Annotated in this window: 23 protein-coding genes; 11 read left to right on the top strand and 12 right to left on the bottom strand. The window is 65.7% G+C overall.

Annotation, left to right across the window (positions count from 1 at the left end):
* Nucleotides 1-6: 6 nt before the first annotated feature.
* The 4 genes from BTHE68_RS15895 to BTHE68_RS15880 are packed head-to-tail and all read right to left on the bottom strand — an operon-like array spanning nt 7 to nt 5,505.
* Complete coding sequence (locus BTHE68_RS15895) at nt 7-1,266, bottom strand: NAD(P)/FAD-dependent oxidoreductase (RefSeq protein ID WP_162067292.1); 1,260 nt, start codon at nt 1,264-1,266, stop codon at nt 7-9.
* Entirely contained in the window at nt 1,263-1,607 is a 345-nt protein-coding gene (nirD, locus tag BTHE68_RS15890) for a nitrite reductase small subunit NirD (protein WP_061174417.1), read from the bottom strand. Before nirD ends, BTHE68_RS15895 begins: the two co-directional genes overlap by 4 nt.
* Nucleotides 1,608-1,625: 18 nt before the next feature.
* The gene (gene nirB / locus BTHE68_RS15885) at nt 1,626-4,166 is read right to left on the bottom strand and encodes a nitrite reductase large subunit NirB (protein WP_162067291.1); all 2,541 of its coding nucleotides are present in this window, start codon (nt 4,164-4,166) and stop codon (nt 1,626-1,628) included.
* A gap of 13 nt (nt 4,167-4,179) precedes the next feature.
* Nucleotides 4,180-5,505, bottom strand: coding sequence for an MFS transporter (locus tag BTHE68_RS15880; protein ID WP_162067290.1), 1,326 nt, complete (start codon nt 5,503-5,505; stop codon nt 4,180-4,182).
* A 642-nt stretch (nt 5,506-6,147) separates the two neighbouring features.
* Here BTHE68_RS15880 and cobA point away from each other — a divergent pair.
* The 9 genes from cobA to BTHE68_RS15835 all read left to right on the top strand — a co-directional run bounded on the left by cobA (nt 6,148) and on the right by BTHE68_RS15835 (nt 17,441).
* Entirely contained in the window at nt 6,148-6,915 is a 768-nt protein-coding gene (gene cobA, locus BTHE68_RS15875; RefSeq protein WP_162067289.1) for a uroporphyrinogen-III C-methyltransferase, read from the top strand.
* 93 nt (nt 6,916-7,008) lie between these two features.
* Nucleotides 7,009-7,581 (top strand): ANTAR domain-containing response regulator, encoded by a 573-nt coding sequence (locus BTHE68_RS15870; RefSeq protein ID WP_162067288.1) that lies wholly within the window; start codon nt 7,009-7,011, stop codon nt 7,579-7,581.
* Between the two features lie 13 nt (nt 7,582-7,594).
* A complete protein-coding gene (locus BTHE68_RS15865; RefSeq protein ID WP_162067287.1) occupies nt 7,595-8,725 on the top strand; it encodes a CmpA/NrtA family ABC transporter substrate-binding protein in 1,131 nt (376 codons plus the stop codon).
* Nucleotides 8,726-8,770: 45 nt separating this feature from the next.
* Nucleotides 8,771-9,256 carry an adenosine-specific kinase gene (locus BTHE68_RS15860; protein ID WP_162067286.1) on the top strand — a complete coding sequence of 162 codons (486 nt, stop codon included), beginning with the start codon at nt 8,771-8,773 and terminating at the stop codon, nt 9,254-9,256.
* Nucleotides 9,257-9,552: 296 nt separating this feature from the next.
* Nucleotides 9,553-10,155: a DUF2760 domain-containing protein gene (locus tag BTHE68_RS15855; protein ID WP_162067285.1), complete on the top strand. Its 603-nt coding sequence runs from the start codon at nt 9,553-9,555 to the stop codon at nt 10,153-10,155.
* On the top strand, nt 10,152-12,038 hold the full coding sequence (locus BTHE68_RS15850) for an Hsp70 family protein (RefSeq protein ID WP_174258052.1): 1,887 nt from the start codon (nt 10,152-10,154) through the stop codon (nt 12,036-12,038). The genes BTHE68_RS15855 and BTHE68_RS15850 overlap by 4 nt, the downstream gene beginning before the upstream one ends.
* Nucleotides 12,039-14,825 (top strand): Hsp70 family protein, encoded by a 2,787-nt coding sequence (locus BTHE68_RS15845; RefSeq protein WP_162067284.1) that lies wholly within the window; start codon nt 12,039-12,041, stop codon nt 14,823-14,825.
* A gap of 165 nt (nt 14,826-14,990) precedes the next feature.
* Nucleotides 14,991-15,149 carry a hypothetical protein gene (locus BTHE68_RS15840; RefSeq protein ID WP_157695757.1) on the top strand — a complete coding sequence of 53 codons (159 nt, stop codon included), beginning with the start codon at nt 14,991-14,993 and terminating at the stop codon, nt 15,147-15,149.
* Between the two features lie 276 nt (nt 15,150-15,425).
* Nucleotides 15,426-17,441, top strand: a complete 2,016-nt coding sequence (locus tag BTHE68_RS15835) for a hybrid sensor histidine kinase/response regulator (RefSeq protein ID WP_162067283.1) — start codon at nt 15,426-15,428, stop codon at nt 17,439-17,441.
* Nucleotides 17,442-17,484: 43 nt separating this feature from the next.
* Here the strand turns inward: BTHE68_RS15835 and BTHE68_RS15830 are convergent, their stop codons facing one another.
* Together BTHE68_RS15830 and BTHE68_RS15825 are read right to left on the bottom strand one after the other, a co-directional pair.
* The gene (locus BTHE68_RS15830; RefSeq protein WP_162067282.1) at nt 17,485-18,159 is read right to left on the bottom strand and encodes an alpha/beta hydrolase; all 675 of its coding nucleotides are present in this window, start codon (nt 18,157-18,159) and stop codon (nt 17,485-17,487) included.
* 18 nt (nt 18,160-18,177) lie between these two features.
* Nucleotides 18,178-18,567 carry an MAPEG family protein gene (locus BTHE68_RS15825; protein ID WP_162067281.1) on the bottom strand — a complete coding sequence of 130 codons (390 nt, stop codon included), beginning with the start codon at nt 18,565-18,567 and terminating at the stop codon, nt 18,178-18,180.
* 80 nt (nt 18,568-18,647) lie between these two features.
* On the opposite strand from BTHE68_RS15825, the gene BTHE68_RS15820 reads away from it, so the two are divergent.
* The gene (locus tag BTHE68_RS15820; RefSeq protein WP_162067280.1) at nt 18,648-19,043 is read left to right on the top strand and encodes a PPC domain-containing DNA-binding protein; all 396 of its coding nucleotides are present in this window, start codon (nt 18,648-18,650) and stop codon (nt 19,041-19,043) included.
* Here BTHE68_RS15820 and BTHE68_RS15815 read toward each other — a convergent pair.
* From BTHE68_RS15815 to BTHE68_RS15805, 3 genes are all read right to left on the bottom strand, one after another.
* Nucleotides 19,027-19,872, bottom strand: a complete 846-nt coding sequence (locus tag BTHE68_RS15815; protein ID WP_162067279.1) for a metallophosphoesterase family protein — start codon at nt 19,870-19,872, stop codon at nt 19,027-19,029. The two genes, BTHE68_RS15820 and BTHE68_RS15815, sit on opposite strands and share 17 nt — an antisense overlap.
* The gene (locus tag BTHE68_RS15810) at nt 19,869-20,864 is read right to left on the bottom strand and encodes a diacylglycerol/lipid kinase family protein (protein ID WP_162067278.1); all 996 of its coding nucleotides are present in this window, start codon (nt 20,862-20,864) and stop codon (nt 19,869-19,871) included. Before BTHE68_RS15810 ends, BTHE68_RS15815 begins: the two co-directional genes overlap by 4 nt.
* Before the next feature lie 106 nt (nt 20,865-20,970).
* Entirely contained in the window at nt 20,971-21,411 is a 441-nt protein-coding gene (locus BTHE68_RS15805) for a CBS domain-containing protein (RefSeq protein WP_162067277.1), read from the bottom strand.
* Nucleotides 21,412-21,695: 284 nt separating this feature from the next.
* On the opposite strand from BTHE68_RS15805, the gene BTHE68_RS15800 reads away from it, so the two are divergent.
* Entirely contained in the window at nt 21,696-22,655 is a 960-nt protein-coding gene (locus BTHE68_RS15800) for a chemotaxis protein (protein ID WP_061174648.1), read from the top strand.
* 108 nt (nt 22,656-22,763) lie between these two features.
* On the opposite strand, the gene BTHE68_RS15795 is transcribed toward BTHE68_RS15800, so the two are convergent.
* The 3 genes from BTHE68_RS15795 to BTHE68_RS15785 all read right to left on the bottom strand — a co-directional run bounded on the left by BTHE68_RS15795 (nt 22,764) and on the right by BTHE68_RS15785 (nt 24,181).
* Complete coding sequence (locus tag BTHE68_RS15795; protein ID WP_162067276.1) at nt 22,764-23,042, bottom strand: hypothetical protein; 279 nt, start codon at nt 23,040-23,042, stop codon at nt 22,764-22,766.
* A 286-nt stretch (nt 23,043-23,328) separates the two neighbouring features.
* Nucleotides 23,329-23,760 (bottom strand): response regulator, encoded by a 432-nt coding sequence (locus tag BTHE68_RS15790; RefSeq protein WP_162067275.1) that lies wholly within the window; start codon nt 23,758-23,760, stop codon nt 23,329-23,331.
* A gap of 64 nt (nt 23,761-23,824) precedes the next feature.
* Nucleotides 23,825-24,181 carry a hypothetical protein gene (locus BTHE68_RS15785; protein ID WP_162067274.1) on the bottom strand — a complete coding sequence of 119 codons (357 nt, stop codon included), beginning with the start codon at nt 24,179-24,181 and terminating at the stop codon, nt 23,825-23,827.
* Nucleotides 24,182-24,232 lie beyond the last annotated feature (51 nt).

The raw sequence follows: 24,232 nt of genomic DNA, 5'->3' as shown, positions 1-24,232 counted from the left end.
CTTGTCTCAGGCTTCACACAACGTCTTGCCAAATAGAAGCTTGCCGCGCAGATGCGCCACATCCGTGCGGCTCTGAATCAGATCGAAATACCAGCCGCCGTCTTTCACATCGCCATACAGCACTGCGCCGATCAGGCGTCCCGCCTGCAGCACGAGCCGCTTGTAGACACCCCGGCGCGGATCGCGCAACACCAGATCCTCGCTGCCTCCGCCGCCGATGAAATCACCCGCCGAATACAGATCGACGCCCGTCACTTTCAGCTTGGTCGCGGTCGCGCGCTGCACGTAGAGCCGATGTCCAGCTCCCGCGAGATGCGCGCCCGCCACGCGCGCCTGATCCCAGATCGGCGCGACGAGGCCGAAAGTCGCCGAGCGATGCTGCACGCATTCACCGACCGCATAGACGCGCGGATCGAAGCTCTGCAGCGTGTCATCCACGACGATGGCGCGCTCGCAATGCAGACCCGAAGCCTGCGCCAGCGCGATATTCGGCCGCACGCCCGCCGTCATCACGACGAGGTCCGCATCGATCTGCGTGCCATCCGCGAAACGCACGGCGCGCACGCGGTCCTCGCCGATGATCGCGGTGGTCTGCGCGGCCATCGCGAAACGCAGACCCTTCGATTCCAGCGAACGCTTGAGCAACGCCGACGCGCTCGCATCGAGTTGACGGTCCATCAGGCTGTCGGTGGCATGCACGACCGTCACCGACATGCCTTGTCGCTGCAAGCCATTCGCCGCTTCGAGCCCGAGCAGCCCACCGCCGATGATCACCGCGTGGCGATGATCGCGCGCGGCGTCGAGCATCGCTTCGACATCCTGTATATCGCGAAATGCGATCACCCCAGGCAGATCGCAGCCGGGCACCGGGATGATGAAAGGCTTCGATCCCGTCGCGATCAACAGGCGGTCGTAACGCGCCTCGATGCCCTTTTCCGAGCGCACCACACGCCGCACGCGATCGATTTCGACGACGGCATCGCCCGCATGCAGCGTGATGCCGTTCGCGTCGTACCACTCGCGCGTGTTGAGAATGATGTCATCGACGCTCTTCTCGCCCGCCAGCACCGGTGACAGCAAAATGCGGTTGTAGTTGCCGTAGGGTTCGGCGCCGAACACCGTGATGTCGTACAGCTCGGGCGCGATCTTCAGCAGCTCCTCGACCGTGCGTATGCCCGCCATGCCATTGCCGATGACGACGAGCCGCTGGCGCGGCGCGGCTGCCCTCAGCGATGCGATGCCCGCAACCGCATATTCGGTCTTCATGCGGCGACCCACACCTTGCCGCCCGCGACCTTCACGCGATACGCGCTCACCGAAAGCTCCGGCGTTTCGAGGCATTCGCCGGTGCGCAGATCGAAATGCTGTTTATAGATCGGCGACGCCACGACCACGCGCTCACCGAGACTCCCGACGATCCCGCGCGACAGCACCGCCGCCTGCGAATGCGGATCGTAGTTGTCGATCGCATACACGGTCTCGTCTTCGCCCGCGAGATGAAACACCGCGACTTGCGTGCCCTTCACGAGCGCGCAGACGCCCGTATCCGGCACGATATCGTCGAGTTCACACACGGCGGTCCAGTCCTGTTCGATGCGGTCGTTCATGATCTTTTTCTCCAGGGTTCAGACGGTTTCGACTATGACGGGAATGTCAGCGAGCTTCGACTTGCGTTCTTCGACCGTCGCGGGACGGATCTGACCGCGCTCCTCGACGAAGGTCACGTTCGCATCGCCCGCATCGCTGTTGACGAAGTGACGGAAGCGCTTGCGCGTGTGCGGATCGGTGACGGCCTTCTTCCATTCGTCTTCGTAGGTATCGACGACGAGCTGCATTTCCGCTTCGAGTTCGAAGGCGATATCGAGCTTGTCGTTGATGACCACGTCGATCAGATAATCGAGGCCGCCTTCGAGGTTGTCGCGCCACACGCTCGTGCGTTGCAGGCGATCGGCCGTGCGCACATAGAACATCAGAAAGCGGTCGATATAGCGCACCAGCGTGTCGTGATCGAGATCGGATGCGATGAGTTCGGCGTGTCGCGGCTTCATGCCGCCGTTGCCGCACACGTAGAGGTTCCAGCCCTTCTCCGTCGCGATCACGCCGACGTCCTTGCCTTGCGCTTCGGCGCATTCACGCGTGCAGCCCGATACGCCGAACTTGATCTTGTGCGGCGTGCGCAGGCCCTTGTAACGGTTCTCCAGTTCGATCGCGAGACCGACCGAATCGCCGACGCCATAGCGGCACCACGTAGAACCGACGCACGATTTGACCGTGCGCAGCGCCTTGCCATACGCATGACCCGATTCGAAGCCCGCCGCGATGAGCTCTTCCCAGATGAACGGCAATTGCTCGACGCGCGCGCCGAACATGTCGACACGCTGGCCGCCGGTGATCTTCGTATAGAGGCCGTACTTCTTCGCGACCTGACCGACCGCGATCAAACCATCGGGCGTGACTTCGCCGCCCGGCATGCGCGGCACGACGCTATACGTGCCGTCGCGCTGAATGTTCGCGAGGTAGTAATCGTTCGAGTCCTGCAGGCTCGCGTGCTCCTTCTTCAACACGAACTCGTTCCAGCACGAAGCGAGAATGCTCGCGACCGCGGGCTTGCAGATATCGCAGCCGCGTCCCTTGCCATGCTTCGCGAGCAGCGTCCCGAACGTGCGATGCCCTTCCACACGCGCGATGTGATACAACTCCTGACGCGAATACGGGAAGTGCTCGCACAGATGATTGTTGACCGCGAGACCTTGCCGCTTCATCTCCGACTTCATTACCTGCGTGACGAGCGGCACGCAGCCGCCACACGACGCGCCCGCCTTGCACGACAACTTGATCGCGCCGATGCTCGTCGCGCCCGCGCACACGGCCGCGCAGATTTCCGCCTTGCTCACGTTGTTGCATGAGCAGATCTGCGCGCCATCGGGCAGGGCCTCGACGCCGAGCGCGGGTTTGGCCTTGCCATCGCTAGAAGGCAGGATCAGAAACTCGGGCGCTTCGGGCAACTCGATCTTGTTGAGCATCATCTGCAGGAGCGTGCCGTATTCGGTCGCATCGCCGACCATGACGCTGCCCAGCAGAAACTTGCCGCAATCGGACACGACGATCTTCTTGTAGACCTGCTTGCGCTCGTCGCTGTACTGATACGTGCGGCTGCCCGGCGTCTTGCCGTGCGCGTCGCCGATACTCGCGACATCGACGCCCATCAGCTTGAGCTTCGTGCTCATGTCGGCGCCCGCGAACGCGGCTTCCTCGCCGATGATCTGCTTCGCGACGATGCGCGCCATGTCGTAACCCGGCGCGACGAGACCGAACAACTGGCCCTTCCACAACGCGCATTCGCCGATCGCGAAGATATCGGCATCGCTCGTGCGGCAGGTGTCGTCGATCACGATGCCGCCGCGCGCGCCGATCTCGAGCCCCGCAGCACGCGCGATGTCGTCGCGCGGACGGATGCCCGCGGAGAACACGATCATGTCGGTGTCGAGATGCGTGTCATCGGCGAAATTCATGCGGTTGACCGTGCCTTCGCCCTCGACGATCGCAAGCGTGTTCTTGCCCGTGTGCACCGTGACGCCGAGTTCCTCGATCTTGCCGCGCAGCACGCGCCCGCCGCCGTCATCGACCTGCACGGCCATCAGGCGAGGCGCGAACTCCACCACATGCGTTTCGAGGCCGAGATCGCGCAGCGCCTTCGCCGCTTCGAGACCGAGCAGACCGCCGCCGACCACCGTGCCCGTCTTCGCTCGCGCGCCGAACGACTGCATCGCTTCGAGATCTTCGATCGTGCGGTACACGAAGCAGCCGTCGCGATCCCGGCCCTCGACCGGCGGCACGAACGGGTATGAACCGGTCGCGAGCACGAGCCTGTCGTACGCGAGCACATCGCCGTTCGATGCGCTCACCGTGCGCGCCGTGCGATCGATCGCCACCGCGCGCGCGTTCAGCTTCAGCGCATAGCCCGAACGCTCGAAGAATCCCGCTTCGACGAGCGAAAGATCATTCGCGCTCTTGCCGCTGAAGAATTCGGTCAGATGCACGCGGTCGTATGCGGCGCGCGGTTCTTCGCACAGCACCGTCACTTCGAGCGTTGAATGGCCACGCTCGGCGAGACATTCGAGGAACTTGTGGCCGACCATGCCGTGGCCGATGACGACGATTTTCATGTCAGGGACCTTTTTAGTTTGCAACGACGTTGTTGGCTGCGAGCGCGCTTTCGCGCAGCGCGGCTTCGCGTGCCTTGTGTTCGGGCGAGAAGCGCACCGCGAGCGCGCACAGCGCCGTGCCCGCGACGACCACGCCGAGCATCGAGAGCGTCGCCTGCGCGTTGCCGAGACCCTTCATCAGGAAACCCGCCGCGACCGCGCCGACGTTGCCGCCCGCGCCGATCACACCGGCGACGCCGCCGAGCGCCTTGCGGTCGATGAACGGCACGAGCGCGTAGGTCGCGCCGCACGCCATGTGCGTGAAGAGACCGAAGACGAGCATCGAAACGATGGCGAGCACGACGCTCGGCGCATGCGCGAACGCATAGAGGCCGATGCCTTCGCCCGCGATCAGCGCGAACAGCAGCGTCGCGCGGACATCGAGGCCCTTCTTCGCGGCGGCTTTGTCGGAGAGCCAGCCGCCGAGCGCGCGGGCGAACAGCGCGAGCAGGCCGAAGCTGCCCGCCGCCATGCCCGCCTGACCGAGCGTGAGACTGAAGTGATCGACGTAATAGATCGCCGCCATGTTGTGGATGAACACTTCCACGCCGAAGCACGCGCCATACGTCACGAACAGCATCCACACGCGATAGTTCGAGCACGCGGTCACGAAGCTCTGCCAGCCGCCCTTCTTGCCGCCGTCGATCGCGATGCCGGCGCGGCGCAGCGTCGCGAAGTCGCCTTGCGGGCAGTCCTGCGTGTAGCGCCAGTAGAAGAAGGCCATCACCGGCATCGCGAGGCCCGGCACGATCAGCGCGACGCGCCATGCCGATGCCTCGCCTGCGCCGAGCGCGATCGCCGCCGCGACCAGCAGCGGAATGATCGCCTGCGCCGCGCCCGCGCCCGCATTGCCCCAGCCGGCCGTCGTCGCATTCGCGGTGCCGACGACGTTCGGCGCGAACATCACCGAGGTGTGGTACTGCGTGATGACGAAGCTCGCGCCGATCGCGCCGATCGCGAGGCGGCACCACAGGAAGCTGTCGTAGCCCGTCGACAGCGCCGCGCCGAGCACCGGCACGGCGCCCGCGAGCAGCAGCGCGCTATACACCTTGCGCGGGCCGAAGCGATCGCACATCGGACCGACGACCAGACGCACGAGAATCGTCACGGCCACGGCGGCGATGTTGATGTTGGCGACCTGATCCGCCGTGAGTCCGTATTCGCGCTTGATGAGCGGCATCAGCGGCGCGCAGGCGAACCACGCGAAGAAGCACACGAAGAACGCCATCCACGTGAGATGGAAGGCGCGCATCGGCGCGCTGCGCATGCTGAAGAGATCGATCCGGGTGGCTTTGTCCATCGTCTTTCCGCCAAAAAGAAAGGCGTCCCGCGCATTCGACCGGTTGGCCGAATGCGGGGGACGCCGTTGTCCGATGCCCGCATGGCTGCAACCTGCCGGGCGCTGTATTCAGGACGGATCGCCGTTGATCCGATGGCAAGCCATAAGGCAAGGGCTATGCCATGCGTGATGGTTCGGCCGGAAAAGGCATGCTGGCAAAGGCTCGACGGAATGCGTGCAACGCGCGCGCACAGTCATGCGGCGGCGCGTTTCGATGCAGACGGGCACAGGGATGGTGCGACGCAGCACTGATGCCGTGCGAGCGTGCATCGACATTCAATGCGGGCCGGATGATTTATTTTTGTACCATCCGGTTAGCCAGTGCGTTCACTCGAAGGAAGCACATGCGCGCCGAAGCGGTGCCGCGTGTGCGCCCCGCGCACAACGACAGTGCGATGAATCGCGTCGCAGCCTCGTTCCATCGCAATGGCCCGCTTATTGCATTGATGCAAGCGCTGCGGGCAACGGCGTTCACGGCACATCCATTCAGAAGAGCAAGGACAAAGGCGTCCCCATCGTGCAACGACACGAGCGGACGCTATCGGCGTTTGCCGCGCCGATGCGCCTCACATACGCAAGTACGCACGGACTCAGGAAGCAACGATGAGCACCATCAAAGGCAAAGTCACCCTGTTGAGCGCTGGTCCCGGCGATCTGGATCTGCTGACCCTGCGCGCCGCGAAGGCGCTCGCCGCCGCCGACATCCTGCTCGTCGACGATCTCGCCAACGCCGGGATCGTCACGCTTGCGCCGCATGCGCGCGTGATCCGCGTCGGCAAGCGCGGCGGCTGCAAGTCGACGCCGCAGGCGTTCATTCAGCGCCTCATGCAGCGTTATGCGAAGAAGGGACTGCACGTCGTGCGCGTGAAGGGCGGCGATGCGCTGCTGTTCGGCCGCGCGGGCGAAGAGATCGCCGCATTGCGTGAAGCGCATATTACGGTCGACATCATCAATGGCGTGTCGTCGGGATTCGCGGCGGCGGCCGGACTCGGCATCTCGCTCACGCATCGCGATCATTGCCAGGGCGTGACCTTCGTCACCGCGCACATGCAGGATCACAGTCAGCCGGATTGGGCCGCGCTCGCCGCCACGGGAACCACGCTCGCGATCTATATGGGCATGAGCCGCATCGCGAGTCTCACGGCGGCGCTGCTCGAAGCGTTGCCCGCGAGCACGCCCGCGGCCGTCGTGCAGAACGCGGGATCGTCGCAGGAAAAGCGCCTCGTCACGACGCTCGACAGGCTCGCCGAAGAAGCTATCGCGGCGGGTCTCGGCAGTCCGGCGGTGATTCTCATCGGCGGCGCGATCGGCGAAGCGGCCGAGTTCACGGCGCGCGCAGCAAGCGCCGAAGGTCTGGCCCATGCCGCGTGAAGCAGGTTCTCAAACGGCAGGCGGCGCGCTAAAGTCGTTAAAGTCGTATCCGCCGCTTGTGCCGTTCTTCGCATGACCTCTTCCGCTGCCCGCATGCTGCGCGTTCTCCTCGTTACCGACACCGACAAGCCCATCGGCGATTTGCGCGAGCAACTCGCGCGCATGGGCTATGAAATGCTCGCTGAAGTGGCCGCGCCTTCGGCGTTGCACGCGGCGGTCGAGAGCCAGAAACCCGATGTCGTCATCATCGATACCGAATCGCCCTCGCGCGATACGCTCGAACAACTCGCCGTGATGAACAAGGCCGCGCCGCGTCCCGTGCTGATGTTCAGCAACGACGCCGACCAGCAGTTCATTCGCGCGGCGGTGGGCGCGGGCGTGACCGCGTATTCCGTCGAAGGGCTCGCGCCGGCGCGTCTCGCGCCGATCATCGACGTCGCGCTCGCGCGTTTCGCGCATGAAGCGCAGTTGCGTCAGCGTCTCGCGAAAGTCGAGGATGAGCTGGAGCAGCGCAAGGTCATCGACCGCGCGAAACGCCTGTTGATGGACAAGCGCGGCATGTCCGAAAACGAAGCCTATGCTGCGCTTCGCAAGCGCGCGATGGATCAGGGCGTGAAGGTCGCGGAGATCGCGCGTCAACTGCTCGCGCTGTCCGATCTGTTCTAGCGCCACGATACTCATGAACTCCCCAGACACGACTCTTCCCGCACCCGAGCGCACGCATCTGCGGCTCGGCTTCGTCGCCCTGTCCGATGCCGCGCCGCTCGCCGTCGCCGCGCTGCGCAATCTCGGCGCACGCCACGGCATCACTATCGAATTGTGTCGACAGCCGTCGTGGGCGGCCGTGCGCGACAAGCTGCTGTCCGGCGAAATCGACGCCGCGCACGCGCTCTATGGGCTCGTGTATGGCGTGCAACTCGGCATCGGCGGGCCGCAGGCGGATATGGGCGTGCTGATGGTGCTGAACCGCAACGGCCAGGCGATCACGCTGTCGCGTCCGCTCGCCGATGCGGTCGAACGAGGCGTGAGCGTGAAGGAGGCGCTGCGTTCGCTCGGGCGGCCGCCTGTCATCGCGCAGACCTTTCCGACCGGCACGCACGCGATGTGGCTGTACTACTGGCTCGCGGCGCATGGCGTGCATCCGTTGCGCGACGTGCAGAGCATCGTGATTCCGCCGCCGCGCATGGCCGATGCGCTCGTCGAAGGCGCGCTCGACGGCTTCTGCGCGGGCGAGCCGTGGCACGCGGTGGCTGAAGCGCGCGGTGCGGGCAGGACGGTCGCCTATACGAGCGAGATCTGGCCGGATCATCCGGAGAAGGTGCTCGCGTGCCGGCGCGATTTCGCGGCGCTCTATCCGAACACGGCGCGCGCGCTCGTGCAGACGATGCTCGACGCGTGCGCATGGCTCGATGCGAGCGCGCATCGTGCGGAAATCGCGGAGGCATTGGCCGCGCCGGAACTGCTCGGCGTGCCGCGCGGGCTGATCGAGCCGCGCCTCGTCGCAGCGAACGGCGGCGATGCGCGTGCATTGCCGGTGCGCTTCTTCGATGGCGGCGCGGTCAACTATCCGCGCGTGTCGGACGGGCTGTGGTTCATCACGCAGTATCGGCGCTGGGGCATGCTCGATGCCGATATCGACGATGCGGCGATTGCGGCGAGCGTCAACCAGACCGCGCTTTATCGCGAGGCGGCGCGGGCGGCGGGCGTCGCGCTGCCGGACGAACGGGCCGCCGCGACTTTCTGCGACGGCCGCGTGTGGGATGGCGCCGATGGGGCGAGGTATCTCGCGGGGTTCGACATGCGCGCGTAGAAAAGCGCCTACCATGAAATCTCCAGGGCGCACCGGAGATCCACCATGGAACTGCTCGCCATCGCCATCGACAAGCCCGAGGACACCAACTTCATCCTCGGCCAGTCGCATTTCATCAAGACGGTCGAGGATCTGCACGAGGCGCTCGTCGGCGCGGTGCCGGGCATCCGCTTCGGGCTCGCGTTCTGCGAGGCGTCGGGCAAGCGGCTCGTGCGCACCTCGGGCACGGAGGACGGGCTCGTCGAGCTGGCCGCGCGCAATGCGCAGAACATCGGCGCGGGGCACAGCTTCATCATCGTGCTCGGCGATGGCTTCTTTCCCGTGAACGTGCTCAATACCGTCAAGGCCGTGCCGGAGGTCTGCCGCATCTTCTGCGCGACCGCCAATCCGACCCAGGTGCTCGTCGCGCAGACGGATCAGGGGCGCGGGATCGTCGGCGTGGTGGATGGCCTGCCGCCGCTCGGCGTCGAAACGGCCGAGGACGTGAAGTGGCGCCACGACCTGCTGCGCAAGATCGGCTACAAGGCCTGAATCACGCCCGAAGGCCCGCCGCGCCTTGACTTGATGGCGCAAATCGCGAGAATGAGGCCCGCCCGCCGCGCGCCCCGGCCGCGCTTTTTTCCGGCCAGGGCGCGACATCATGGAAAATATCGGGATGCGGTATAAAGGCCGCTAGCGTCCTTTTGATCTTTCATGCCTTTCGGCGCGCCCGAGATCCGCATGAACAGACGAATCCCGGCATCACACCCGCCGACACGGCACCGAACACCGGCCACCCGCGCCGCCCGAGGATGGGGTCGTCCTCGCGCGGCCTACAGGAGCATCACATGACCGACATGAATCCAGGCTTTTTCGGCAGGATAGGCATTGCCTTCGGCGCCTTCTTCGGCATTCTGGGCAATGCAGCGTTCGCGGGCCGCGTGCAGCGCCTGCGCGAAGCGCCCGAAGCGCCCGATTTCGCGACGGAAGCGCCCAGGCCCGCCGCCGCACCCGTTCAACCGGTTCAGCCCGTTCAGCCCGTTCAGCCCGCGCCGTCCGTGCTGAAGGAAGCCAGTCCCATCGCCGCGCTGCAACTGCTCGGCCTTCTGCAGCGCGATGCGCGTTTCATCGATTTCGTCGAAGAGGACATCGCCAAATACAGTGATGCCGATATCGGCGCGGCCGCGCGTCTCGTGCACGACGGCTGTCGCGCCGTGCTGCGCGAGCATTTCTCCATCAAGCCGGTGCGCACGGAAGCCGAAGGCAGCCGCATCACGCTGCAGGAAGGCTTCGACGCCGCTGCGGTGCGCCTGACGGGCAATGTCGTCGGCAAGCCGCCTTTCAACGGCAGCATCAGCCATCGCGGCTGGAAGGTCGAGGACACGCGCCTGCCGAAGCTCGCGCCGTCCCATGATGCGAGCATCGTCGCGCCGGCGGAGGTGGAACTGTGAGCGACATCAACAGCAACGAAAACCGCGCGCGCTATTCGATCGGGGTCGATCTCGGCACGACGCATTGCGCGCTCTCCTACGTCGACATGAGCGCGAGCGACGGCGAAAAGACCGTGCAAGGCGTGCTGCCGGTCGCGCAACTGACCGCGCCCGGCGCCGCCGAAGAGCGCGAACTGCTGCCTTCGTTTCTCTATCTGCCGCACGAAAACGAACTCGCGCCCGGCGATCTCACGCTGCCGTGGACGCAGGAGCGCAAATTTATCGTCGGTGAACTGGCGAGAAGCCGCGGCGCGGGCACGCCGATCCGCCTCGTGTCCAGCGCGAAAAGCTGGCTGTGTCATCCGGGCGTCGATCGCCGCGCGGCGATCCTGCCCTCCGATGCGCCCGAGGAAGTCGAGCGCGTGTCGCCGCTGGAAAGCTCGGTGCGCTATCTGACGCACTTGCGCGAGGCGTGGAATCACGCGCATCCGGATGCGCCGTTCGATCAGCAGGACGTCACCGTGACGATTCCCGCTTCCTTCGATCCCGCCGCCCGCGAACTCACCGCCGAAGCCGCCGCGGCCGCCGGCTACACGCGCATGACGCTGCTCGAAGAGCCGCAAGCCGCGCTCTATAGCTGGATCCAGAAGTCGAGCGGCGGCTGGCGCAAGCAGGTCAAGGTGAGCGATGTGATTCTCGTCGTCGATGTCGGCGGCGGTACCACCGACCTGTCGCTGATCGCGGTCGTCGAACGCGAGGGGAATCTGGAACTGCATCGCGTGGCGGTCGGCGAGCATATCCTGCTCGGCGGCGACAACATGGACCTAGCGCTTGCGCATACCGTCGCGCGCAAGCTCGCGGCACAAGGCACGCAGCCCGATCCGTGGCAGTTGCGCGCGCTGACCTACGCGTGCCGCGCGGCGAAGGAAACGCTGCTCTCGGATCCCTCGGTCGATACCGTGCCGCTCGTCGTGCCGAGCCGCGGCTCGAAGCTGATCGGCGGGTCGCTGCGCACCGAACTCACGCGCGCCGAACTCACTCAGATCCTGCTCGAAGGCTTTTTCCCGCAAGTCGATGCAGCGGCGCGGCCGGTTTCGCGCGCGCGCGTCGGTCTCACGCAACTCGGCCTGCCCTATGCGCAGGACGCCGCCGTCACGCGCCATCTCGCCGCGTTCCTCGGCCGTCAGGTCAATGCGCTCGCGGAGGTCGAAGGCCTTCAGCATCAGGCGCCGCAAGGCGCGACGCTGCTGCATCCGACCGTCGTGCTCTTCAATGGCGGCGTGTTCAAGTCGCCGCTGCTGGTCGAACGCGTGATGTCGACGCTGAACGCCTGGCTCGCCGCCGAGAGCGCGCCCGCCGCGCGCCTGCTCGAAGGCGCGGACCTCGATCTGGCCGTTGCGCGCGGCGCGGCCTATTACGGCTATGTGCGCCACGGCAAGGGCGTGCGGATCCGTGGCGGCACAGCGCGCGCGTACTACGTCGCGGTCGAATCGGCGATGCCCGCCGTGCCCGGACTGGAGCCGCCGGTGCAGGCGCTGTGCGTCGCGCCGTTCGGCATGGAGGAAGGCACCGACGCCGCATTGCCCGCGCAGGAATTCGGGCTGGTCGTCGGCGAGCCGGTGCATTTCCGCTTCTTCGGTTCGTCGGTGCGTCGTCAGGATCAGGTCGGCACCCTGCTCGATTACTGGCAGCCGGACGAATTGCAGGAGCTCGAAGAAATCGAGGCTTCACTGCCGCCCGAAGGCCGCACGCCCGGCGAAGTCGTGCCCGTCAAGCTGCATGCGCGCGTGACGGAAGCGGGCACGCTCGAACTGGAGGCGATTCCGCGCGGCTCGTCCGAGCGCTGGAAAGTGGAGTTCGACGTGCGCGGCGGTGTCAGCGCGGATCAGGGCATGGGCCTGTAAGTGTCCACGCGCAAGCACAAGGCGGTGGGCGCGCGGTACAGCGTCGGCATCGATCTGGGGACGAGCAATACCGTCGTCGCGTATGCGGAGGCCGGCTCGAACGATATCCGCGTGTTCGAGATCGAGCAGCTGGCCGGCGCGGGCGAAGTCGCAGCGCTTGCGCTGTTGCCGTCGCTGCGCTACCACTTCGCGCCGGGCGAACTCAAGTCCGACGATCTGCAACTGCCGTGGGGCGAGATGGAAGCGCCCGCCGTCATCGGTGCCTTCGCGCGCAAGCTCGGCGCGCAGGTGCCCGGTCGGCTCGTGTCGAGCGCGAAAAGCTGGCTGTCGCATGCGGCGGTGGATCGCCTCGCGCCGATTCTCCCGTGGGGCGCGGGCGACGACGTCGAAAAAATCTCGCCCGTGATCGCCAGCGCGAGCTATCTGGCGCACGTGCACGCGGCGTGGAACGAGCGCTTTCCGGACGCGCCGCTCGACGCGCAGGACGTGGTGCTGACCGTGCCCGCCTCGTTCGATGAAGGCGCACGCGCGCTCACGCTCGAAGCCGCGCGCATGGCGGGACTCGAAAAACTGCGGCTGCTGGAGGAACCGCAGGCCGTGTTCTACGACTGGCTGTTTCATCATCGCGAGACGCTCGCCGGCGAACTCGCGTCGACGCGGCTCGTGCTGATCGTCGACGTCGGCGGTGGCACGACCGACCTCACGCTCATCCAGGTCGCGATGCACAACGGCGAGCCGGCGCTCACGCGTATCGGCGTGGGCAACCATCTGATGCTCGGCGGCGACAACATGGACCTCGCGCTCGCGCATCTCGTCGAGAAGCGCCTCGCAGGCGACGATGCGCGGCTGTCGGCCGCGCGGCTCTCGCAACTCGTCGAGCGCTGCCGCGCCGCGAAGGAACTGCTGCTCGGCGAGAACGCGCCCGAGTCCACGTCGATCACGCTGCTCGGCGCGGGCGCGAAGCTCATCGGCGGCGCGCGCTCGACCGACGTCACGCGTGACGAGATCGGACAGATCATCGTCGAAGGCTTTTTTCCGAAGGTGCCGGTGGGCGATCGGCCTGGTCGCTCGCGTGGGGGCATCGTGGAATTCGGGCTGCCGTATGCGAGCGACGCGGCCATCACGCGCCATATCGCGGCCTTTCTCGGCCAGCACGCGGGCGAGGCGCGCAAAGCGCTCGACACGTCCGCCGACACCCTCGCCATTCCGGACACCCTGCTGCTGAACGGCGGCGTGTTCCGCGCCGATCCGCTCGCGCGGCGCATCGCCGATACGCTTTCCGGCTGGCGCGGCGCGCCTGTCAACGTGCTCGCGAACGGCAATCCCGATGTCGCGGTCGCGCGCGGCGCGGTCGCCTATGCGCTCGCGCGCGCGGGCCATGCGCCGAAGATCGGCGGCGGTTCCGCGCGCAGCTTTTTCCTGCTGCTCGACGACGAAGCCAGCGCGACGCGCGGCGTGTGCGTGCTGCCGCGCGGCACCGAGGAAGGTCAGGCCATCCATCTCGCCGAGCGCACCTTCGCGCTCACGCTCGGCGCGCCGGTGCGCTTTCATTTGGCGTCGTCGGTGGCGGAGACGGCGTACCAGGCGGGAGAACTCGCGGACCTCGCGGCTGGATCGGGCGATTTCGTGCGCCTGCCGCCGATCGCGACGGTCGTCGATCCACACGCCGCGCATCACGGCCGGGCGCGCGAAACGCCCGTGCACCTGACGACCTCGCTCACCGAAGTCGGCACGCTGGAGATGCACTGCATCGCCGTCGCCGATCCCGCGAAGCGCTGGCTGCTCGAATTCCAGCTTCGTCAGGAAGCGCCCGAGGCCGACGACGCCGCGAGCGAAGCTCATCCGGCGCTGCCGAAAGCCATCGAACTGATCGACCGTACCTTCGGCTCGCGCGCGCAGGATGTCGGCCCGAAGGAAGTCAAACGCCTGCGCGCGCAACTCGAACAGACGCTCGGCGCGCGCGACACCTGGGACATCGCGCTGCTGCGCGAGCTGTTCGGCGCGCTGTTCGAGCGCGCGAAGAAGCGCCGCCGCAGCGCCGATCACGAGCGCCTGTGGCTCAATCTCGCGGGCTATTGCATGCGGCCGGGCTTCGGCCATCCGCTCGACGAATGGCGTGCCGAGCAGTTGTGGACGCTGTTCGATCAGGGCATCCAGTACAGCAACGAGAGCCAGATCTGGTCGGAATGGTGGACGCTCTGGCGGCGTGCTGCGGGCGGGCTTCCCGAAGCGGCGCAGTTGCGGCTTCTCGATGACATGGCTTTCGTGCTCCAGCCGCCCGGCACGAGCCGCTATCGCCGTGCGGCGGGCGCGGCGCGCGCGGGTTACGAGGACATGGTGCGGCTCGCGGCATCGCTCGAGCATGTGCCGGTCGAACGCAAAGTCGAGGTCGGCGAGTGGTTGCTCACGCGCCTGAAGAAACCTTCGGAGAACGTGCAGAGCTGGTGGGCGCTCGGCCGCATCGGCGCGCGCGCGCCGTTCTACGGCAGCGCGCACGGCGTCGTGCCGCCGGAGGTCGCCGTCGCCTGGCTCGATGCGATCCTCGCGCTCGACTGGAAGAAGATCGATCCGGCCGCGTTCGCCGCCGTGCAGATCGCGCGCATGACCGGCGACCGTTCCCGCGACCTGCCCGACGAGGCGCGCGCCGCCGTCGTGCAGCGCCTCGAGGCGATGGGCGCGGCGCACGCGTGGACCGCGATGGTCCGCGAGACCGTCGAGCTGGATCGCGCGGACGTCGGCCGCGTGTTCGGCGAAACGCTGCCGGCCGGGCTGAAGCTGATCCGTTGATCGCCGGGCGCGCCGCGTGCACGTCGCATCGCATCGAAATGCTTCGTCCTCAGAAGTTTTTTGGCCGATGCGTTGCGCGCAAGTCCCGCCGGCGCTTGAATACCGGCTGAGCGCATCCTATGGTTATCAGTGTGTCGATATGGACACACACTGAAGGAGGTCAGCATGCCATCCCCACGCAAGGCTCAGGCGAGCCAACCCGCTGAAACCGAAATGTCGAGCCGCAAGAAAACGGCCGGCACCAAGGCGTCGCCCGCGAAGGCTACCGGCGCGAAGGAAATGCAGGTCACGAAGCGCACCACCAAGGCCAAACCGAAAAGCTGAGCAACCCGAAAAGCCGCCCTCGTCATCGTGCGGGGGGCATTCGATATGGCTGTCCTTCGAATCGGCGAGCGAAAACCAGACGCTCGCCGTTCGGCGCCCGGCACCGGCCCGGCCCAGTTCTCCTCCGCCTCCCTTCCGCCTCTTCGCATCCCGTCCGAACCCATCAAAAACACGCAATAATTTCCGGGTATAACGGCTGATTGCTAAAAAAAGGCGTATTTGTATGACCGCATTGGCCTAAAGTAGTTAACCCCGATTCCGTGAGCGAGCATGAAGATGGCCGTCCCCCAGCGCGCCGCCGGCGCGCGCAATCCAGGCATTCTCTTCGCTGCGGCCCGCGAGGCCGGCATGAGCCTGGTGCGCAATCTCTCGATTCCGGCGCCGTTCTCCGATCCCGCGCTCGAGGCGCAGTTTCTCGACGACCACAGCCAGCGCTTCTGCGCGTTTCGGCGTGCGTCGACGCTGCTCGCGCTCGCCATCTGGACGTGCTTTCTCTGGTGGGACTTCAGCTTCGCGCGTGGCAATCAGGCGCTCGCCGCGCGCCTGCCCGACATCCTCGCGCTGCGCTTTGCGGGCATCGCGCTGTTGTTCTTCGTCGGCGTGCTGGTGCTGCGGCCGTCGTTCCGCTCGCACGCAACTGCCCAGCGCATCATTCTCACGGGCATCTACGGGCTGCTGTGCCTGATCCTCACGATGGTCGCGATCACGCCCGCGCCCTATAACTACACGCAGCATTTCATCGGACTTTGTCTCGCGCTGTTCTTCCAGTTCAGCTTCTTCTATCTGCGCTCGCGCGTCGCGCTGACCGCCGGCATCATCACAATGGCGTCGATCGTCCTGCTGCAGATCACCCTGCATCTGCTCAATCCCGAGGACTTCTTCGCCGGGCTGTTCTATATGTTCAACGTCGTGGTCGTGGGGCACGGCGTCTGCACGCACGCCGAGCGCGTGTCGCGCGAGCGTTACAGCTCGGAGCGCGCGCTTGCGTCGCTCAACGACGAATTGCGCGCCGCGAACGTCTCGCTCGGCCGCAAGAATCGCGAGCTCGAAGTCTCGAAGAAGGATCAGGAAAACAAGACTCACGCGCTGCTCGCGCTGCGCGAACAGCAGATGATCGCCGCGCAGACCGCGAGCCGCGAGAAATCCAACTTCCTCGCCGCCGCGACACACGACCTGCGCCAGCCGATGCACGCGCTCAACCTGTTCCTGCAGGCCGCCGCCGAGGCCATCCGCAACGGCGAGTTCGATCAGGCCGAGCGCCTCATCAACGAATGCGGGCGTTCGTCCGTGATCCTCGCGCGGCTTCTGAACGCGGTGCTCGATCTGTCGCGGCTGGAGTCGGGGCGCGTCGTGCCGCGCTATCACGTGTTCGACGTGCGGCAGATCGTCGAGGAAGCCGCCGAGCAGTTGCGGCCGTTCGCGATGAGCCGTGGCGTCGAATTGCGCCTGCGGCTGCCGAAGGAAGATGTCGTCTGCGTGCGCAGCGATTCGCACTGGCTCGGGCGCGCAGTGGCCAATCTCGTGTCGAACGGCATCAAGTACGCCGACCAGAACAAATCCTCGAAGCCGACGGTGATCGTCGGCGTGGTGCGCTCCGCGACGCGCGCGCGCATCGACGTGCTGGATAACGGCATCGGCATTCCGGCCGATTATTTCGACGCGATCTTCCAGCCGTTCTTTCAGGTCGACAATCCCGAGCAGGATCGCGACAAGGGACTGGGGCTGGGGCTGTCGATCGTCAACGCCGTGATCTCGATGCTGGATCAGCACCGCATCGAGCTGAAATCGACCGAGGGCCGCGGCTCGCGCTTTTCGCTCGAAATGCCGTTGTGTGGGCCATCGCCCGACAAGCCGTCGGCGCGCGCGCCGGCGCGCTCGGAAGCGGCGGATATGGCGCAGCTCAAGGGGCGTTATGTGTTGCTCGTCGAGGACGATGGCCTCGTGCGCGCGTCGACCGAAGCGCTGTTGTCGCAATGGGGCGTGCTTTACGATTCGGCGGCGAGCTTCGAGGAATTTCAGTCGATTCTCGGCGATATCGAGCGTTTTCCGGATCTGATCATCACGGACTTCCGGCTGCGCGACGCGAAGACCGCGCGTGAGGTCGCGATGCTCGGCGCGGCGAGGCTCGGACGGCCGTGCCCTTGTCTCGTCGTGACGGGCGAGCCGGCGGCGAGCATCGTGCCGCTCGCGTGTGAGCAGGATGTGCTTTCCAAGCCGGTCAGCCCGGCGGAGTTGCGGCGCGGGATGCTGGCGTTGATTGATGGTCGCGCTTGCGAAACCGTTGGCGTTTGAGAGTCGTTTTGCCGGATCCCGTGATCGAGATCCGGCGGAAAGCCTAAGAAACCAACCGCGCCCCCAGCCAAGCCCGCAATGCCTCAACCTCCTCCATACACACCGAATGCGGCATCGGATACGCATGCCACTGCACCTCACACCCCTGCGCGCGCGCGAACTCGCAAGCCTGCTCGCCAAGACTCACATTGAGCACATCGTCAGAACTGCCATGCGCGGCAAAGATCGAAATCGAGCGATTTGCGTCTGAGAGCGATTCATCGATCAGCCCCTCCGACGGAATGTAGCCCGACAGCACGATCAACCCGGCGAGCTTCTCAGGATGCGTAAGGCCCGCGTGATACGTCATCGCCCCGCCCTGCGAAAATCCCGCAATGAAAATGCGCTCGCTCGGAATACCCCGCGCGTTCTGCTCCGCGATCAACCCGCGCACGCGTTCCACCGATTGCACGATGCCCGCCTCGTCCACGCGCCGGTTGATGCCCTCGAACGACAAAATGTCGTACCACGCGCGCATCACATAGCCGCCGTTGGCGGTGACGGCGATCTCGGGCGCGTTCGGAAACACGAAACGGATGGCGGGCGCATCGGCGATACGCAGTTCAGGCACGAGCGGCACGAAGTCGTTCGCATCGGCGCCGAGGCCGTGCATCAGGATTACGGCGAATTCGGGATTCGGCCCGGTGTCGACCTCGATGGTCGAAGCTTGATCGGTCATTGCCCTTCACTCCTCTCGTCAGATGATGGGAACGAGAATCTGCACGATGCCGACGACCGACATCAGCCACACCAGCGAGCGCACGAACGGCACGCCCGCCGCATAAAGCGGTACATAGACGACGCGCGCAACGAAATAAGTAAGCGCACCCGAATGCGTGAGCGCGTTCTCGCGCCCCGCCACATGCACGATCAGCACTGCGATGGCGAAGATCGGCAGCGTCTCGAACAGATTGGCCTGCGCGCGCATCAGACGGCCGGACAGCTTTCCCGGCGGCGGCGTGGGGCCGTCGCGCGGTCCGGCGTTGTACTTCAGGCCGACCTCCCGATTGCGCACTACTGCGGGGAGCAACACTTGCACCAGCGCCAGCACGAGCGTCCAGGCCAGCATCGTCAGTTCGAAACTCATGGCATCTCCGGAAGATGAACCCGCCCAACGGATCGCGCCCATCATGCCATCATGGCCTCCGAGCGTGTAGTCTTCCACTCATGCATGCGATCACCCTCCGCCTCTCACCCGGCGATGACCTGCGCGCCGCGCTCGACCACGCGTTTCTCGCGCGTGGACTGTCGGCGGCTTTCGTGCTTCAGGGCATCGGCAGCCTGAGCGTCGCCCGGTTGCGCTACGCGGGTCGCGACGACGCAGCCGAACTGCGCGGCGACCTCGAAATCCTCACGCTCGCCGGCACGCTCTCCGCGCAAGGTCCGCACCTGCACATGAGCGTCTCCGATGCCGATGGCCGCGTCTTCGGCGGCCACGTCACGCCAGGCTGCATCGTGCGTACGACCGTCGAGCTCGTGGTCGCGAATCTGCCTGGCGAACGTTACACGCGTGAGCACGATGCCGGAACGGGCTTCGCCGAACTCGTCATTCGGGAAGCGTGACGGCGACCGCGGGCTTCGCGCCGTCGAGCGCGAGTTCGTGGCGCGCGATCTGCTCGAATGCCTCGCTCGTCTCCGAATAGTCCCAGCGCTCGACCGTCGTTTGCCGCGCGCCGCCGCCGCTGCCGTCGTGGCGGATCACGTTCACCGAATTGTCGATGGTGCCGCGCGTGCGCCACGACAGCGCCGTGCCCGCCTGCACCGCCCACATGCGGCGGCCAAGACCCGCGAAGGTATCGTGCAGCGGCAGCACGTACGGCAGATGAATATGCCCGCCGAGAATCAGGTCTGCGCCCGCGCGCGCCCAGCGCTGCACCGCGCGCTCGCGTCCGTGCAGCAGGTTCTGCTCGTCCTGCGCGCGCGTGACGGCCACCGGCTGATGCGTCACCACGACGCGCAACTGCGCCGCGCTCGCCGCCTCCAGGCGCGCGGCGACGCGTCGGATCTGCTGCATCGACACTTCACCGTCCTTGTGCCGGTACGCGCGTGTCGTGTTCACGCCGAGCACGAGCAATTCCGCCGATTCGAACGAAGGCTCTAGATCGGCGCCGAAGGCGCGCTGATGATTCGCATACGGATAGCAGAGCCGCGCGAGCGGATTGAAGAGCGGAATGTCGTGATTACCGGGCACGACGAGGGTCGGCGTCGCGCCGAGCGCATCGACGAACGCACGCGCCGCCGCGAACTGCCGCCTGCGCGCGCGCTGCGTGATGTCGCCCGACAGCACGACGAGATCGGGTGTGAGCGCCGCGGCGAGACGCAACAACGCCGCGACCACCTGCGGTCGTTCGGTGCCGAAATGCGTATCGGAAATCTGCAACAGCAAGGTCATGAGCGATTCGCTTCGGCCACCTTCGGTTCGGGCTTGAGCAGGATAAGCGGCTTGTTGGATACGCGGAATTCCAGCGGCATTCGCAGCTTCGCGATCTCGCCATCCGTCGCGATCTTGATCGATCTGCGCTTTTTCGACGGATGCATCACCGTGATGCGCTCGAACGTGAAACTCACGACGTGATCCGAATCCGACAGCCGTCCCGCCGCGCCATGCAGCGAGAGCCACAGATGCATGAGCCGTCCCACCGGCCGCGGCGCTATCGCGACGAGCAAACCCTGTTCCAGCGCCTGCGCTTCGTCCGGCATGCCGATCTGCTCCATCTGCAGCCGGTTGTTGCCGACGAAAAGCGTCGACGAGCGGATTTCCGTCGTGCTGCCGTCGTGATCGATATGCAAGCGCAAATGGCGATGCGGCTTCAACAGCGTCAAGAGCGCCGACCATAGCGCGACGAGCCGGCTGCGGCCGAATTGCCGCTTGTAGATTTCGCGGTCTTCGAGCAGCCGGGGATAAAGCCCGAGGCTCGCATTGACGAGAAACATGCGGCCGTTGACGAATCCCGCCTGCACCGGATAGACGCGCGCGTCGAGCAAAAGTCTGGTCGATTGTTCGAGGTCGGCGGGAATGCCGTGGTCGCGGCTGAAGTAGTTGAACGTGCCGCGCGGCAGCACCGCGAACGGGCAGCCGGCATCGTACGCCGCATGCGCGACGGTGCAGAGCGTGCCGTCGCCGCCCGCACCGACGAGCACGCCGTCCTGCGCGCACGCGGCCGCGGCGGTTTCCCGCGCGACGCTCGCCAGGCGGCGCGGATCGTCGACGACGCGCAATTCGAAGCGCCGGCCCGCCGCGCCGAGTTCGCGTTCGAGCACCTCGCGTGTCGCGTCGGCCTGCTGGCGGCCCGAGCCCGCGTTCATCACGATGAAGAACGGCGCGTCGGCGGCGAGGCTTTCTCCGATTTCGGCGGATGCGGCGGATAGGACTGTCGGCGTCATCGGCGCTCCTCGATTGCTCGCGTGCGGATACACGTCGAGCGTGGCCCGCGCGCGTGCGCAGGCCTGCCGATTATAACGAAAGCCTTACAGTTCGGACCGCCGGTCCTTACGTGTGTTCGCCGCGAATGTAGTATTCGAGCTGCTGAATGGTGAACTGCTGCTCTGAGATGATGTTCTTCACCAGATCGCCGATGGAAATCATGCCGACGAGCTTGCCGTTGTCGATCACCGGCAAGTGGCGCATGCGCTTGTCGGTCATGAGCGCCATGCAGTCGTCGGTGCTTTGATCCGGGCGCACGTAGCGCACGTGCGAGGTCATGATGTCGCGCACGGGCGTCTGCTTCGACGCGCGGTCCATCAGGACGACTTTGCGCGCGTAGTCGCGCTCGGTCATGATGCCCACGATCTCGTCGCCTTCGGTGACGATCACCGCGCCGATATGCTTGTCGGCCATCAGCTTGATTGCATCGAAGACCGACGTCGTTGCGGCCACCGTAAAGACCGTCTGGTCGGGTTTCGAATTCAGAACCTGTGCGACTGTTGCCATCGAGCGCCTCCGTTGTATGCGGGGAACGTTGTTGCGCCTGGGCGACGGGTTGAACTTGCGCCTTCTGCCAGCCTAAAGCCTTGCGCCCGATGCCTTCATAGGCATTAACCCGACCATTCGAAAAAGTATAGATCAACGGCGTCGCGCGCACGTGCGGCGCGCCGCGCCTTTTGCACATCGTCAAACGCGCGTGCTTCTTTGCGCGTGCCTTCAGTTTCGTCGATTAATGCCGCTAATCAGGCATCCGGCGGAAAGTCACCGCCATGGCTCAGAGGGAGAACGAGGTGAGCAGTTCACAACAGGATATCGAGCAGCGCGTGCGGCTCGCCGGCAGCAACATGTTCGAGTTGCTTCTGTTCAGGCTCGGCGAGGCGCCGAACTCGGAACAGCGGGAGCTTTACGGCATCAACGTGTTCAAGGTGCGCGAAATTCTCGCGATGCCGACGATCACCGCGGTGGCCGGTTCGAGCGAGGAGATTCTCGGCGTCGCGGATATTCGCGGACAGATCATTCCGGTGATCGATCTCGCGCGCATCACCGGCTGCCGGCCGAAGAACGGGCCCAAGATCCTGCTCGTCACGGAATTCGCCCGCACGACGCAGGGCTTCGCGGTCGAGGAAGTCGACGACATCGTGCGGCTCGAATGGAATCAGGTGCTGTCGGCGGAATCGCATTCGGGCGGCACGACCGTGACGAGCTTCGCGCGCCTGGACGGCAACGTCGACGGCTCGCGGCTCGCGCAGGTGCTCGATGTCGAGCGCATCGTGCGCGACGTGCTGCCGTCGCGGGAAGCGGACATCACCGAGGCGAATACCGGGCGGCTCAATCTCAAGCCGGGCGCGCGCGTGCTCGCGGCGGACGATTCGGGCGTCGCGCGGGCGCTCATCGAACAGAGCCTCACGGCGATGGGCGTGCCTTTCGTGATGACCAAGACCGGTCAGGAAGCGTGGGACGTGCTGGAAGCGGCGCTGCACAAGGCGCAGAAGGATGGCACCGAGGTCGCGGATCATATCGCGCTCGTGCTGACCGATCTGGAAATGCCGGAAATGGATGGCTTCACGCTCACCCGCCGCATCAAGGCCGAAACCGGGCTGATGCATATTCCGGTGGTGATTCACTCGTCGCTGTCGGGGTCGGCGAACGAGCAGCACGTTCGCAAGGTCGGCGCGAACGCGTATGTATCGAAGTTCGAGGCGTCGGAACTCGCCAACGTGATGCGCGGCGCGCTGGCGCACGCGGCCTGAAAACGGCCGGCGCCCGGCCGACGCAGACCTTTTGAGTCTGGGTCGCCGGGCGCCTGAACGATGCTTCAGCCGACTAGCCCGGCGCATAAGCAGGGCCTGCCGGTTCGATCAGTGACCGAAGAAGACCGATTGCGGGTTGTTGCCCGATTGCGCCGTACGGTTGCCCGATTGAGCCAGCGTGTCACGCGAGCCGCCGAAAGCGGTCGAATTCACGCCGTTGGCGTTTTCCTGAGCGGCGATCGCTTGTGCGCTCGGGCCTTGTTGCGATGCCGGCGCGCCGACGGCCGGACGGTAGAACGGAGCCGGACCGTAGCCGCTAGCGAAAGCGGGCGCGGCGATGGTGGCGGATGCGGCGATCAGGAGAGTAGCGAGAAGATTGCGTTTCATGGTGTGCTCCAAAGACGGTTGACGTTCATTCAGAAAGCGCCGCAGCGGTCTTGCGAGAAACTGTCTGCTACGTCGATGAAGCGCAGTGTATACCCCTACTATCGCTTTTTTATCTCCATAAATTTCAATTCACTTTTCGCTCAGCGCCAACAATCGCGCGCTGCACGAGTGTGCATTTTTCTTCCGAAGCATTGGTGGATAAGGGATTGCGCGCGCCGCCGGGCAGGCGCGCCTTTTGGTCCGTTTAGCGGGGGCGGAACAATTATTTAGCGAACGAGCGTTCGCATCAATGAACCAGACGTTCGATCAGACGAACGATCGCGCCCGGCGGATTGCCCTTCTGACAATATCCGTCGAAGCCGGAGGGGACACCCTCGGAACGTACGGTTTCCTCGCCCAGCGCGGTAAACGCGATGATCACCGCGTCGCGCGTGCGGGCGATGCGGCGCAGCACCCGCGCGGTTGCGTAGCCGTCGTGCTCCGGCATCGTGATATCGAGGATGACGACATGCGGCACCCAGCCATCGACCGCATGCAGCGCATCGACGCCGGACAGCGCGAAGCGCGTGTCGAAACCATCCGATGCGAGCGCGGCCGACAGGGCTTCGGCGCTGAAGACGTTGTCGTCGACGACGAGGATCCGCCACTGGTCGCGGTGCGCGTAGACGCTACGGTTGCTCCACAGCGCGCACTGATGGGAATGCAGGGATAAAGACATGAGCATTGGCCGGAAACACACGCCTGCATTGCAGCATGTTTCGCGCCCGATGCTCGCCGCCGGATCAGGCGTCGCTGCCCTTTTCGCCGTCTTTCTTGCCCTTGCGACGCTTGCCCGCGCCGCCTTCGGTCTCGCGCAGGCGCGCATTCGCTTCGACGAGCGACGCCGCGTCGTGCTGGCGCAACGCGAGATCGAGTTCACCGAGTGCGCCGAACAGCGCCGCCTGCTCCGCTTCGTCGAGCGGCACGGCGCCGCCCGTGGAGACGCGCCGCGCCTCCTTGTCGAGGCGTTTCGAAAGCTTCGCCGCGAAGCGCGTATCGATCACGCCCTCGCGCGCGAGTCCCGCGATCAACGACGCGAGCCGCATGAGCCCGCTCGCCGTGCTTTGCGTCGCCCCGTCCAGATCATCATGGTCTTCCACTGCTTTTCCCCAGGTTGGCACGCGGCGCCGCCTTGGCAGCGGGCTCGATGC

Origin of the sequence: Burkholderia sp. THE68, assembly GCF_009938265.1 — a bacterium.
GTDB lineage: Bacteria > Pseudomonadota > Gammaproteobacteria > Burkholderiales > Burkholderiaceae > Caballeronia.
This window is presented reverse-complemented; position numbering and strand designations above follow the sequence as displayed.